The organism is Fenollaria sp. (assembly GCF_057222035.1).
In genome coordinates this window covers 253,265-266,926 of record NZ_JBXXYC010000001.1, presented here as the reverse complement: position 1 = coordinate 266,926, position 13,662 = coordinate 253,265, and the positions used below count along the sequence as shown (strand labels likewise).

15 protein-coding genes are annotated in these 13,662 nt (G+C 31.6%); 4 read left to right on the top strand and 11 right to left on the bottom strand.

Features of this window, described 5'->3' with window-relative positions; all coding sequences use genetic code 11:
* Nucleotides 1-10 precede the first annotated feature (10 nt).
* The 5 genes from AC2UOP_RS01420 to AC2UOP_RS01400 all read right to left on the bottom strand — a co-directional run bounded on the left by AC2UOP_RS01420 (nt 11) and on the right by AC2UOP_RS01400 (nt 4,193).
* Nucleotides 11-295 (bottom strand): co-chaperone GroES, encoded by a 285-nt coding sequence (locus AC2UOP_RS01420; RefSeq protein WP_019213512.1) that lies wholly within the window; start codon nt 293-295, stop codon nt 11-13.
* Nucleotides 296-436: 141 nt separating this feature from the next.
* Nucleotides 437-1,327, bottom strand: coding sequence for a DNA-3-methyladenine glycosylase family protein (locus AC2UOP_RS01415; protein WP_484832380.1), 891 nt, complete (start codon nt 1,325-1,327; stop codon nt 437-439).
* Nucleotides 1,320-2,555, bottom strand: coding sequence for an ABC transporter permease (locus tag AC2UOP_RS01410; protein ID WP_484832379.1), 1,236 nt, complete (start codon nt 2,553-2,555; stop codon nt 1,320-1,322). The genes AC2UOP_RS01415 and AC2UOP_RS01410 overlap by 8 nt, the downstream gene beginning before the upstream one ends.
* The gene (locus AC2UOP_RS01405; protein ID WP_484832378.1) at nt 2,545-3,450 is read right to left on the bottom strand and encodes an ABC transporter ATP-binding protein; all 906 of its coding nucleotides are present in this window, start codon (nt 3,448-3,450) and stop codon (nt 2,545-2,547) included. The genes AC2UOP_RS01410 and AC2UOP_RS01405 overlap by 11 nt, the downstream gene beginning before the upstream one ends.
* Nucleotides 3,450-4,193: a redox-sensing transcriptional repressor Rex gene (locus tag AC2UOP_RS01400; RefSeq protein ID WP_484832377.1), complete on the bottom strand. Its 744-nt coding sequence runs from the start codon at nt 4,191-4,193 to the stop codon at nt 3,450-3,452. Before AC2UOP_RS01400 ends, AC2UOP_RS01405 begins: the two co-directional genes overlap by 1 nt.
* A gap of 102 nt (nt 4,194-4,295) precedes the next feature.
* Here AC2UOP_RS01400 and AC2UOP_RS01395 point away from each other — a divergent pair, with 102 nt between their 5' ends.
* The 3 genes from AC2UOP_RS01395 to AC2UOP_RS01385 are packed head-to-tail and all read left to right on the top strand — an operon-like array spanning nt 4,296 to nt 7,597.
* Nucleotides 4,296-6,191, top strand: a complete 1,896-nt coding sequence (locus tag AC2UOP_RS01395; protein ID WP_484832376.1) for an ABC-F family ATP-binding cassette domain-containing protein — start codon at nt 4,296-4,298, stop codon at nt 6,189-6,191.
* 1 nt (nt 6,192) lies between these two features.
* Entirely contained in the window at nt 6,193-6,825 is a 633-nt protein-coding gene (locus tag AC2UOP_RS01390) for an ABC transporter ATP-binding protein (RefSeq protein ID WP_070599716.1), read from the top strand.
* A gap of 1 nt (nt 6,826) precedes the next feature.
* A complete protein-coding gene (locus tag AC2UOP_RS01385; RefSeq protein ID WP_484832375.1) occupies nt 6,827-7,597 on the top strand; it encodes an ABC transporter permease in 771 nt (256 codons plus the stop codon).
* A 23-nt stretch (nt 7,598-7,620) separates the two neighbouring features.
* On the opposite strand, the gene AC2UOP_RS01380 is transcribed toward AC2UOP_RS01385, so the two are convergent.
* The 6 genes from AC2UOP_RS01380 to AC2UOP_RS01355 are packed head-to-tail and all read right to left on the bottom strand — an operon-like array spanning nt 7,621 to nt 12,012.
* Nucleotides 7,621-8,172, bottom strand: coding sequence for a DUF6648 family protein (locus tag AC2UOP_RS01380; RefSeq protein ID WP_019213505.1), 552 nt, complete (start codon nt 8,170-8,172; stop codon nt 7,621-7,623).
* Between the two features lie 17 nt (nt 8,173-8,189).
* Nucleotides 8,190-8,609 (bottom strand): hypothetical protein, encoded by a 420-nt coding sequence (locus AC2UOP_RS01375; protein ID WP_070598807.1) that lies wholly within the window; start codon nt 8,607-8,609, stop codon nt 8,190-8,192.
* Nucleotides 8,602-9,561 (bottom strand): tRNA modification radical SAM protein MnmL/YtqA, encoded by a 960-nt coding sequence (mnmL, locus tag AC2UOP_RS01370; RefSeq protein ID WP_484832374.1) that lies wholly within the window; start codon nt 9,559-9,561, stop codon nt 8,602-8,604. Before mnmL ends, AC2UOP_RS01375 begins: the two co-directional genes overlap by 8 nt.
* Nucleotides 9,554-9,910 (bottom strand): DUF1292 domain-containing protein, encoded by a 357-nt coding sequence (locus tag AC2UOP_RS01365; protein ID WP_085840216.1) that lies wholly within the window; start codon nt 9,908-9,910, stop codon nt 9,554-9,556. The genes mnmL and AC2UOP_RS01365 overlap by 8 nt, the downstream gene beginning before the upstream one ends.
* Entirely contained in the window at nt 9,903-11,240 is a 1,338-nt protein-coding gene (locus tag AC2UOP_RS01360) for a GTP pyrophosphokinase (protein ID WP_484832373.1), read from the bottom strand. Before AC2UOP_RS01360 ends, AC2UOP_RS01365 begins: the two co-directional genes overlap by 8 nt.
* Before the next feature lie 19 nt (nt 11,241-11,259).
* On the bottom strand, nt 11,260-12,012 hold the full coding sequence (locus AC2UOP_RS01355) for a peptidylprolyl isomerase (protein WP_484832372.1): 753 nt from the start codon (nt 12,010-12,012) through the stop codon (nt 11,260-11,262).
* A gap of 115 nt (nt 12,013-12,127) precedes the next feature.
* Here AC2UOP_RS01355 and AC2UOP_RS01350 point away from each other — a divergent pair, with 115 nt between their 5' ends.
* Nucleotides 12,128-13,585, top strand: a complete 1,458-nt coding sequence (locus tag AC2UOP_RS01350; RefSeq protein ID WP_484832371.1) for a helicase HerA-like domain-containing protein — start codon at nt 12,128-12,130, stop codon at nt 13,583-13,585.
* Nucleotides 13,586-13,662: the final 77 nt, after the last annotated feature.

The window sequence follows — 13,662 nt, the reverse complement described above, 5'->3', positions numbered from 1 at the left end:
TTAATACCTCCTAGTCTTCAACTACTGCTACGATGTCAGCAAATTTTAGTACAGTATATTCTACTCCGTCGATTTTTGCGTTTGTTCCTGCATAAGTTGAGAATATAACCTTATCTCCTACTTTAATTTCTTTAGCTTTTTTCTCGTCATTTGTAATGTCAGCGCCTATAGCTATAACTTCAGCCATAACAGGTGCTTCCTTTGAAGCGCTTGGTAGTACTATGCCTGATTTAGTCTTTTCTTCTGCTTCTAGTTTTTTGATAACTATCCTATCGGATAATGGTCTTAATTTCATAATCTATTCCTCCTTAAATATATATCTATCATTTTCTTGTTAGCACTCGTCACTCTTGAGTGCTAACAATTATATTGTAGTCAATATATAGTAAATATACAAGATAATATAATTTAATTTAAATGCTTTTATTTAATATTTTTATTTATTATCTACGTTTTTCTCTTCTTTTTTCATCTTTTTGAAATTTTCTCTCATATAGTAGAAGAGATATTGCTGAGCATAACCTGATAAATCGCCAAATCTTCTTAAGCCATCTTCTTGTATAAGTTTTTTATTTCTCTCTTCTCCACCGTAGTAAAGCTCTTCCATGACCCTTTTTACCCAAACATCTACTGGGAATGAATCAGTTCTGCCTAAACCAAAGAGCAAAATGCATTGAAAAACTTTTTCGCCTATACCTGGCACTTCTAATAATGTCTTTCTAATATCATCTATACTTTTTTCTTTCAGCTCATCAAAATTAATTATACCCTCTTGAACCATCTTTGAAGCAATTACAATTCTTTCTGATCTAAATCCAGCTCTTGCGTACTCTTTTATGTCTTCAGGTTTAGCGTTAGAAAGTGCAAATGGAGTCGGAAAGGCATAGTACTCTTCATCATCAAAAGGATTATTTAGTCTTTCTCCATACATTTGTGAAAGTTTTTTTATTGTGTTTTTTATATTCTTTATTTGATTGTTAGCACTTATTATGAAGGATATATATGTTTCAAATGGATCTTGTTTAAGAATCCTCATGCCTCCCCCAAAACCTATAGCTTTACAAATCACTTCGTCGTTAATAGAAAGTTTTGCCTTTATCACATCATAATCAGTATTTAAGTCAAAATAGTTTAAAATTTCGTTTTTATCTGAAAAATCGCCCACTATCTCGATACCATCATCTATAGAACGTGCTTCTAAAACCATGTCCCTAAATATAAACCTATATGCCTCGTCATCTAGCTTTTTCCATCTGAATGCTTGGCCGCACTCAAATATATGAGAAGGGACAAAGCTAGTCTGTCCCTTTAATATTATCTTATTCATTATTTTTATTCTTCTTATCCTCTCTTAATGCTATAAACGCTTGCTTTAGTGTCATTCTGTTTCCGTATTGAAGTGTACCTAATCTGTATATGTCACAAGCTAATTTATAAATTAAATATGCTGATATTACAAGTATTGCAAATGATAGAGCTACCTCAGCGATTGATATATTTAGCATACCTGCCCTTATAAACATGACAAATGGTGATGTTAGTGGGAAGTATGATAAGAATGTAACAAAACTAGATTCCGATCCAGTAGTTAATGCAAATATAGCTCCAAAATAAGCAAGTACTATCAAAATAGTCGCCGATGATATTGATTGACTAACTTCTTCTATCTTATTAACTAGTGCTCCAAGTGTTGCAAATATAAACAAGTATAAGAAGAAGCCTGCTATCATAAACAAGATGAATGTTACAACCAATTGTATAGGTGCACTTGTAATGCTAAATATATCAGACCAGTATTCTTTATTAAATAAGTATCCTACAGCAAAACCTATAAATATAGCTGAAACTTGTAGTACAGCGCTAAATACTGTTGCTAAGACCTTACTTAGAATCAAATATCTAGGTTTAGTTGAAGTTATGAGTAGCTCCATAGTTCTGTCATTTTTTTCTTTAGCTACCGATGTTGCTGTTATTTGACCATAAGTTAATATAATCATATATAATAAGAATAACAAAATATATATAATAAAATAGTTTTGCTTAGAATCTTTTCCTAAGATGACTTCATTTATTTGATATTGATTAGCCTCTATTGATTTAAGCTTTGTATAATCAATTCCTTCTGATTCAATAAGTTTTTTATATCTGTATTCATTTAAAGCCCCATCTAAGCTATCGCCCATATCAGTAAGTTTAGAGTTTAATACAAATTTTTGAATTGAGTCAGCATCGATAATTGCCCCTCTATCAAGTTCTTTACTTAATACATCATCTTTTAGCTTTTCTTCATCAGTATATAAATGAACTTCATAATTACTTAAAAATGATTTTAATTCACTTTCATCAATACCATCATCATTTATGATTATTCCTAGCTTTTGAGTCTTATTAAATTCTTCAGTGATGGATTTGAATAAATTACCTTGAATAAGTCTTGGTGCAAAAGCTGCAAGCAAGGCTAAAGCAAAGAATATAGCAGTAGTGATTTTATATGATTTATTTTTTATAAGCTGTTTAAACTCAAATGAACTTATTAGTTTTATCTTATTTAGCATCGTTATCACCTACCGCTTCTATAAATATCTCTTCAAGACTTGGTTCGTATTTAGCTATAGCTCTAAAATTATCTTTATTTATAGCGTAATTAGCTAGTTCACTAGCTTTATCAGATGTTCTTACAATTATGTCATTGTCAGTAATCTTGACATTATCTTGTCCGACCATATCAAAAATATCTTGTAAATAATTTACAGCATCGTTGTAAAAACTTAATCTTAATCTTCCCTCGCCCATATTTTTCTTAATTTCCGTAAGATTACCAGTCAAAACATTGCTTCCATCTTTTATAAGAGCGATATTGTCACAAAAATTTTCAACATGGCTCATTTGATGAGATGAGAATATTAGTAAAGTACCGCTCGAAACAGCTTCTTTGATTAAATCAATAAGTATTTGTGAGTTAACTGGGTCAAGACCAGAAAATGGCTCATCAAGAATAATGATGTCTGGCTTATTAATAAATGTTTGTATGATTTGTATCTTTTGTTGATTACCCTTTGATAAGGTATCAAGATTTTTTGCCTTATATTCACTTAGCTTAACTTTTTCAAGCAGCTCAATAGCATTGTCATGGCTTTCTTTTTTAGAAAGTCCCTTTATTCTTCCAAAATAAATAAGCTGATCAAGTATAGCAGTTTTTGCGTACATACCTCTCTCTTCAGGCAAATATCCAAGTTTAATCTCTTTTCTATCAATTGGTGAGCCGTCAATCAGTATCTCTCCGCTATCAGCTTTAAAAACGTCCATAAGTATCCTTATGGTAGTTGTCTTACCAGCACCGTTCCTTCCTAAAAAAGCAGTTGAGCTACCGGAACTTGTCTCTAAGTTAATTCCGTGTAAAACTTCTTTTCCAGCGAAGGATTTTTTAATATCAATTAATTCTAGTTTCATTAATTATTCTCCTTTCTTGGTCTGCCCCTCTTTTTTGACTCTCTATATAGTCCTAATTTTTTATCATAAACAATATCTTTTGCTCTATTAACATAGTCATCACTTGTAAAAGTACCGTCATTTTTGCATTTAAGTAAATAGTTTAGTGTGAATAAGCTCTCGGATAAAGGTACATTCTCAACTATGATGTCCTTATCTAAATCAAGCACAGTCGGAGCAAAGTTCCATATCGCTTTTATACCAATTTTTTCATAAGTTCTGGCAACGTCCCTCGCACTATTACTAGTAACAGCAATTACACCTATATCAATATTATTGTTTTTAGCAAAATCTTCAAGCTCAGAAATATTTCTAACCTTGATACCATTAAAGCTAAGGCCAATCATATTTGGATTGCTATCAAATAGACCAATAAACTTAAAGCCGCTTGATTCAAACTCACGAGACTGTATTATCGCTTGACCAATGTTACCAACGCCAGTTAAGATTAAATTCTTTTTATAATCAAGACCTAGAACGCCTTTTAAGTCCATGTATATGGTCTCAACTTGATAACCATAACCTTGTCTGCCCTCAGCGCCGAAAGTGTTTAAATCAGCCCTGATTTGAGACGAAGTAAATTTAGTGTACGCTGATAGCTCACTCGAAGAGACCCTATGAACGCCCCTTGCGTATAGATCTTCAAAAATCACATAGTATATGGGTAATCTTTTAATTGCATTAATTGTAATATCACGAGCCATATGTCCACACCTTTCATTATTAGAACAAATATAGTATAACATATAGCGAATTTCTTAGCAATATTTTTTTCTTTTCTGTTATAATATAAACGAGGTGTTTTTATGACTATACTAGCGTGTAATAATATAAAAAAAGTTTTTATAGACAAATTAATTTTCGAAAACGTTTCTATTAATATAAATGAAGGCGAAAAAGTTGCCATTGTTGGTATGAATGGTACTGGCAAGTCAACTTTACTAAACATATTATCTGGTATGCTTAATTATGATGAAGGCGATATATTTATTTCTAAAGACACTAAGATTGCCTATCTTAAGCAAAATACAACTATCAGGAGCTCTCTAAGTATTTACGATGAGATGAAAAAGTCCATGAAGCACTTAACTGATCTTGAAGAGGAGCTTAGGAGTTTTGAGGATATCATTGCAAAGGACCCTAGTCAAGAGAATATGGATAGATACGCCTTTTTACTTGAAGACTTTGAAAAGAAAGGCGGATATACATACGATGCTGAGATAAAAAAGGTTTTAACTGGTCTTGGCTTTGGCGAAGATCAATTTGATCAAGCATTTAACTCTCTAAGCGGTGGACAAAAATCTAAGCTTATGCTTGCTAAGGCTCTTATACAAGAGTCTGACATACTTTTTTTGGATGAGCCGACTAACCATCTTGACATTGACTCAATGGAGTTTCTTCAAGACTACATCAATTCTTTTACAAAGACTGTAGTCATGGTCAGCCACGATAGATATTTTTTAAATGCTACTTGTAATAAGGTAATACTTATAAAGGATCACACTACTCATGAGTATAATATGGGCTATGAACAATATATCAAGCAAAGAAAGATAAATGAAGCGATTCAAGAGAAAGCTTATATCAATCAGCAAAAAGAAATTGAAAGACAAAAAGAAATTATCAGAAGATATAGGTCCTACGCTACTGAAAAGAGCATTATAAAGGCAAAATCGCGTGAAAAGATGCTTGCTAAGATTGAGCTATTAAGTGATGTTAATGATGATAGTGAGATTAATTTCAAGTTTAGAATGAAGGTAGAGTCTGGTAACGATGTTTTGTCTGTTGAAAATATAAATAAAAGCTTTGGCGATTTTAAGCTTTTAAACGATATAAACTTTAATATATATAAGCGTGAACACGTTGGCATCATCGGTGCTAATGGTATTGGTAAATCAACTTTATTTAAAATAATTCTTGGTGAAGAAAGTCATGACTCTGGCGAAATACGCTTTGGAACTAATGTCAATGTCGGCTACTTTGATCAAGAGCTAGAAAAGCTTGATGTGAATAAATCCATTGCCGAAGAGATATGGGATAGCTTCCCTCGCCTTACTTATTTTGAACTAAGAAAGGCTCTTGCAAAATTTTTATTTATTGATGACGATATATATAAGATGATAGATGAGCTATCTGGCGGAGAAAAAGCTAGAGTTTCTCTATGTAAAATAATGCTTTCTGATGTAAACTTCCTTGTTCTAGATGAACCAACAAATCACTTAGATATAGAGTCAAAAGAAGTTTTGGAAGAAGCGCTTAATTCTTATGAAGGAACATTGCTTGTAATTAGCCACGATAGATATTTTTTAAATAAAGTTGTAAATAAAATACTTGAACTTAAAGCTGATGGCATTCACGAATTTTTAGGTAATTATGATTATTATCTAGAAAAGAAAAAGCGTATGCGTGAAGAAGAAGCCTTTCTAGAAGAACCTGAAGAAATCACAAAGACTCAAGCAAAACTTAATAAAAAGCGAGAGAGAGAAGAAAAAGAAAGATTAAAAAAAGAAAAACAAGCTAAGGATGCTATCGAAAAAGAAATTTCTGAACTTGAAAAACATAAAAACGATATTCATAATGAGTTAGCAAACCCTGATATTTACGACGACATAGACAGAGTTAACGATTTGAATTTTAAGCTCACTGAGATTGATGAAAAACTTGACACCTTATACGAGGAGCTTATTTATATGGAGGAATAAGATGTTCGAGCTAAAAAATGTACAATTTAAAAATATTCTTAATATAGATAACTTAATTATTGATGATAGTGGGCTTACTATGATTATAGGGCCGAGCGGCAGCGGTAAATCAACTCTTCTTAAAATGCTTGATGATATAATTAGTCCTGATAGCGGCGAGATTTTATATAAAGGTGATAATATTAGCTCATATAAAGCGCATGAGCTAAGAAGAAAAATTATTATGCAATCGCAATTCCCTGCCATTTTTGAAGGAAATGTAAGAGATAATTTAAATATAGCGAGAAAATTCAGCGGATTATCCCCTCTTGATGACGAAAATCTAAAAGAACTGCTTAATATAGTTTTACTAGATAAAAAACTTGATGACGAGCCAAAAGATTTCTCTGGCGGAGAAAAAACAAGGCTTTCAATTGCAAGAGTTTTAGCGATGGATGCTGAAGTCTATCTATTTGATGAGCCAACATCGTCTCTTGATGATGAAACTGAATTTAATCTTATAAATAAAGTGATTCAATATCTAAAAGAAAAAAATAAAAAGATAGTTATGGTATCGCACTCAGAAAAACTATTTTCCCTTGCTGAGCAAGTTATAGAAATAAATAATAATACAGCATCTATCAAGGAGGCTTAGTATGTTAAGAGATATTTCAACAACGCAATTAATTTTATCCTTTGCCTTTATATTAGTTTTATTAATAATATCAAAGTTAAAAGGTTTGACAAATCAAGTCTTAATCATAGTTGCTTCGCTAAGAATGACAGTGCAGCTACTTATAACAGGCTATCTTCTTCAGTACATACTAAAGAGTGATAGTCCATGGATAACTCTATTGATACTGGTAATAATGGAAGCATTTGCAATATTTAATGTATATAAGAGAAGCAAGGTAAATAAAAATAAGCTTAAACAGATTGTTGCAATTTGTTTTGTCGGCTCGAGCCTTGTCTCAATTTTTTATTACATAATAATTGTACTTGCCGTTAAGCCTTGGTACGATCCGAGATACTTTATCACAATATGCGGAATGCTTATAGGTAATACCATGACTGGAATGAGCCTTGCTATCAATTCATATAAAAATGCACTTCATGATCAAAGAGATAAAATCGAAGCAGCGCTGATGCTTGGTGCTAAACCAAAAGATGCCGTTTCAAAAATTTCTAGAGAAGCCTTTAGTTCTGCCATACTACCAACGCTTAACTCAATGCTTGGCATGGGCATAGTACTATTGCCCGGTATGATGACAGGTCAGATACTATCAGGCACAGATCCGATGTCCGCTATACTTTATCAAATAACGATAATGATAGCCATAGTCGGAACTGTTGGTATAACTACAAGTATATTTACATCGCTTGCTTATAAAGCTTTTTTTAATAAAAGAGAGCAAATGTTATTTTAATATAAAAATAAACTCTACTAAAATTAGTAGAGTTTATTTATATACGAATCTATTACCGACTCTTTCTTCTTTTCACTAAATACGTTCTTCTCTCTCAAAATATCTATAAGCCACAAAGCTTTCGAATGAAATATCGCTTCTTTGTAATCACTTAAGACTATCTCATAAAGCTTACCATTTAAGAACTTTGAATTCGTTTTAACGTAGTATGCGTCAACATTCTCAAAGTCAACTAGCCTTAGTATGCTTATAGTTGTTAAATCTTTTTGATGGTACAAACTTAATCCAGTATTTTTGTATTCAACAAAATACTTTCTGTGTTTATTTGTATTTTTTATCTCATTTGCAAGCATTAAATAATACTTAGCAAGTGAATTGTAATATTGGTAGTTAAACATGCCCTTTTCAAATGAATCAATCTTAATAAAAGGTTTTATGTTTAAGCTAGTAATAAAATTAAAATTTTCTTTAAGAAATTCTTTCTTTGTCAAGTCACCGTTATTGAACTGTATAATCAAAGAATGTCTCTTCTCAAAAAACACCTCAAAAAGATTCTTCCTCTTTACATAAAGCATTAAATACCACTTTCTAATTATTTAACTTCTTCTACGTAGCTCCTTAAGTCACTATCTACATCTTCAGCTAAGTAGTCAACGTTGATAAGTATGTCTACATCATGCTTTTCAGAAATTTCTTCCAAATTCTTTACTAAGCATTTTAAATCTTCTTTCTTAATATCAATAATCTTATAAACACTGTCTATATAGATCTTTTCTAGGTCGAAGTCCATTGATAGCATGCCAAGCAAGAAGCCGTAGAACTTTTCAATAGTATTTATACTATAGTCGCTTAAGTTAATAAGTCTAACATTAGTATCTAAAGAAAATATATGTTCGTCCTCAACATCTAAGAACGTAATGTTGCCGTTACCTGACTTAATGTCATCGTTAGCACCATTGATTAACCACTTAGTTTTTCCTGCGCCTTTTGCTCCTAAGATTAATTTAACCATAAAAATCATCCTCCTTAAAATATTTACCTTGGTAATTTGATTTTCTTTTCATCTGTTCCAATATGGAATCTTTTATTCTCCACCAAGATTCGCCCCAGTTGCAATGAATAGTTCCCTCTTCATCAGATCTGCCGACCAATCTTTGTATAATTATATCATCTTTAATATGAGTTAAGAAAATTTCTACTCTGTCTACATAATCTTCTCTGTTCAATAGTTTAAACTCGCCAGCTTTATACATCTTGGCTATCTTAGTTCCTTCCATAATATATAAACTATGTAGTTTTACCTCGTCAGTCTTTGTCATGTTAATGAGTTTTGCATCATTGTAAATATCATCAAGACTATCCCACGGTAAATCAAGTATCAAGTGAGCTGCCTTCCTTATGCCATACTTAGATAATGTTTCACACGCGTCTATATAGTCCTTAGTTGTGTGACATCTATTTAATATCTTAAGCGTTTCATCGTTCGAGCTTTGTAAGCCTAGCTCAACTGTTATCTCAAGATTATACTCGTCCATAACATCTTTTAAAAATTTCATGTAATCATCAAAAATAAGATCTGGTCTCGTTGATATATTTATACCCACAACATCTTCTTCTATAGCGTTAATTATATTTTCCTTAAATTTATCTAGTGGCATATAAGTATTAGAAAAGTTTTGGAAATACGCTATGAACTTCGTTGCCTTATGATTTTTTGTGATATTTATCTTGTTTTGCTCAATCTGCTCTTTGACAGATAGTTTATTAGATAAATTCTCAAAGCTGCCGCCTTCTGCTGTACAAAAGATGCAGCCGCCATAAGCCTTTGAACCATCTCTATTCGGACAAGTTATATTTAGACTGATAGGTAATTTATAAACTTTAGTGTGAAATTTATTCCTTAAGTATTCTGAGTAGACTCTATAGAGTTTTTTCTCATCCTCAAAGCTAATAATATTACTCATCTACCTCATTTTTCTTGTAAAATTCTTCCATAAGTTCATCTACGATAGCGTCGTCAACTACTTCTAGTTCAACATCTACACCATTTTCATTTTCAATGTACTTATATGGATAAACATACTCTTCTTCCTCTTCCACATCTAGTGGAAATAAGAATATATAGTCGTCTCCTTTGTAATTAAATAGATCAAGTACAGCGCATTCAAGCTCTGTTCCGTCATCTAAAGTTATGATCATTGTGTCTTCACAGTCACAATCATCATGGTCATGTTCGTGGTCATGTCCACATCCGCAGCCTTCATCGTGGCAGCAGCAATCATGTTCATCGATAAAATCTTTATCTTTACTCATCTTTATCTCCTCTTTCTAAAATTTGTTCGGAAAAGTCTTCAAAATTAGATATATTTACCAATTCCAAACTTATATTTTTATTAATTTCATTTATATTTTCATCAGTTATAAAGGAAAGCTGAGGATTTTTCTTAAAATCATAAGAAATTTGATCAAGGTAGTAATTAATCAAAAACTCCTTCTCTTCCTTAGACATATCCTTATTTCTAACGCTTAAAGCAACTGATTCATAGAATTTATATCTTAAGAATATAATAAAACCTTCAAAATCTTCAACATTTGTTCCCTTTTCGATAATAAATATTATTCTAAAAAATAGGTTCCACTTAAAATCTGTATTAATAAGACTAAGTATCTCGTTACCTAAACTTTGTGTAAATGTATCATTAAATATAGGTTTTCTCTCAAACTCAATATAATTAGTTAGTGGTCCAAGATTTTCTTGTATATCAGATAGTCTTCCCACTAAATCAACAAATTCCTGAGATATATCTTTGTCTGATTTTTTTCTTGCCTTCATAAACAAGTATTCGCTTATCATGTCGCAAGAGTCTTTGTAATCGATTATATATCCTAAATCGCTCTTTACTTTAGATTTAAATATATCGTGAATAGTCTTAGATACAAGCTTTACAAGCTGTTTCTTCTTATTTACCTGTATAGTAGAGTCAGTCCTGTTCAAGTGATTGTAAACACTCATAAGCTGTCTATCAACCATAGTTAAGTTATCTTTTATAGTCGCCATGATGTCAATAAAGAAATCTTCTGTAAGAACATAGTTATAATTCTTATACAAGACTTTGTGGTCTATATCTCCCCAGAATACATTAACAAGTGATTTGATTTGAAGTTCAAAATGAATCTTCTTGCCATCATCATCAACATACTTACCGTCAATCTTGTAGATCTCAAAACCATTCTTTTGCAGTTGTGGCTGCTCTTCGGATAACTTTAGAAATATCTTTTTATTGATATGACTAGAGTAGTATCCTCTGTCCTCTTTATAATTGAATAAATTTAATAAATCTCTATATATCTTTTTTTCATCATCAATAAATCTACACTCAATTCTAACACCGATGATATCTGAGATATTTTCCATAAGATTCTCAGGCGTCTTATACATAGTGTAGAGATTGTTTCTAAGTATCTTCTCTCTAAGTGATGTAGCTTCCTTTACTCTGCCTCTTGCGGCAAGAAAGTGGTCCTTAGCACAGAAGGTATTAGCAAAAAAGTTTTCTAAAATCTCTAATATTTCTTCTAGTTTATCGTTATTCTTTTCTAGTAAATCTATAGTGTCATCTATAAAATCAAATAATTCAAGCCTCATCAGCTCTCATACCCTTTCATTAAACAAATATTTCTGGTTTGTATTTATCCTTTAAACTGTCTATAACTTTTTTAAATGCGTTCATTTGTTTAATTTGCATAACATGAGCACGCACTTCATCTTTAACTTCGTCAAATGATTTATTTTTTTCTTCATTAATCTTATTAAGCTTGATTATATGATATCCAAATTGAGTTTTAACTGGTTCAGAAATTTCTCCAATATTCATTGAGAAAACTTTATCGTCAAATTCCTTAACCATTTGTCCTCTATGGAATGTTCCTAAATCGCCGCCATTAGCCTTTGATGGACAAGCTGAGTGTTCTTTAGCAAGACTTGCAAAGTCTTCACCCTTGTCAATCTTAGCCTTGATATCTTTAGCCTTAGCTTCATCATCAACTAAGATGTGGCTTGCTGATCTTGATTCAGGCTCAGAAAATTCATCCTTAAATTCATTGTAATAGTTCTTAAGCTCTTCATCTGTTGCTTCATCGCATTCAAGAGCTTTTTTAAATGCCATATTAGTTAAGATATTTTCTTTAGCCTTGGCAATTTCTCTCTTATACTCTTCGCTCTCATCTAGCTTTTCATCAATAGCTTGATTATATAACATAGCTTGATTAACCATCTCTTCAACAAGTTTTTTAACTCCATCTTTTGATTGGAACTGCATAGTTAGTTGTGGTCCAAGCATATTTGCAAAGTTAACAACATCTTCTTTTTTAATTTCTTTGCCGCAAACTTTAGCGACAATCTCTTTATTTATTTCCAAAATATCCTCCTTAAATTATAATCTTCCACATCTTTATATTATCATATATATTGTTATTTTGCAAGACTATTTTTATTCTTGTAAATGTGTTATAATAGTTATGAGAGGTGATTTTATGAAGTATTTACTAGGTGGAGAAAATGAAAAAGTTTATTTACATTCAAAGATGTTAAATAGACATGGAATTATAGCTGGAGCCACTGGTACTGGCAAGACTATAACTCTAAAGGTAATTAGTGAAATGCTTAATAATGACGGCATAAATACATTTATTACTGATGTTAAGGGCGATATTATGAGTCTTGCTGAAAATGGCGAGAGAAACGACAAAATTAATGAAAGAATCGAAAAACTTGGCTTAGATGATTATCAAGTTGATAGCTTCCCTGTTGAAATTTTTGATATATATAAAAAAGGTGTTCCGCTTAGAGCATCTGTTACGGATATAGGTCCAGTACTTTTATCAAAAATGCTTGGTTTAAACGAAGTACAAAGCGGCGTCATTGATGTTATGTATAAAATCGCCGATGAGAATGGACTTAAGCTTATTGATTTTAAAGATTTGAAGATTATGCTTAAATATATGGCAGACTTCTCTAGTGATATTTCAAATAAATATGGCAATGTGGCTAAGCAAAGTATAAACGCTATACAAAGAACTCTTATTAGATTTGAAAATGAAGGCGCTATAGATTTCTTTGGCGAACCATCTTTTGATGTTGATGATTTACTTCTTAAAAATGGTGAGAAAGGTACAGCAAATATACTTAATTGTACTGAGCTTTACCTTAACTCAAAGATGTATCAATCAGTTGTAATATATCTACTTAGTCAAATATTTACAAGTCTTGATGAGGTTGGCGACCTTGATAAACCTAGATTAGTACTATTTTTAGATGAAGCTCATTTAATTTTTAAAGATTTAAATAAAAAGATGCTTGAAAATATCGTTACCATAATCAAGCTTATAAGATCTAAGGGTGTTGGCATCTTCTTCGTTACACAAAATCCTAAGGATATACCAGAAGAAGTTTTAAGTCAATTATCAAATAGAATTGAACATGCTTTAAGAGCCTACACTCCAAACGAAATTAAAAATGTTAAATACGCTGCAGATAGTTTTAGAAAGAATCCAAATTTTGACAGTGAAAAAGCTATATTAAATCTAAAAACTGGTGAAGCTTTAGTATCAACACTTAATGAAGATGGCGAACCAAGTATGGCTGAGATAACTCTTATAAGACCACCTATGTCAAAGATTGGTATGATAGACGAAGCTATATTTAATGATATAGTAAAAAATTCTGATTTTAACAAAAAATATAAAGAGCCGATAGACAGAGAATCTGCTTATGAAATACTTAGTGAAAGATACATTAAGATTAATGAAGAGATGGAAGCAGAAAAGACAGAAAAAGAAGCTCAAAAAGAATATAGAACAAAGCAAAATCAAAAGAAGAGAAATGAAGGCATCGCTGATAAGGTTATAAAGAGAGTTTTTAGTGCCTTTACTTATCAAATTGGTAGAACTGTTGCTAGAGATATAATGAATACTTTGAAGAAAAAATTATAATTGAAACAAAATTGTAGCCAGAGCATTTGCCCTGGCTTTTTCATGCATAAAATAAGACTAGAGCATCTGCCCTAGTC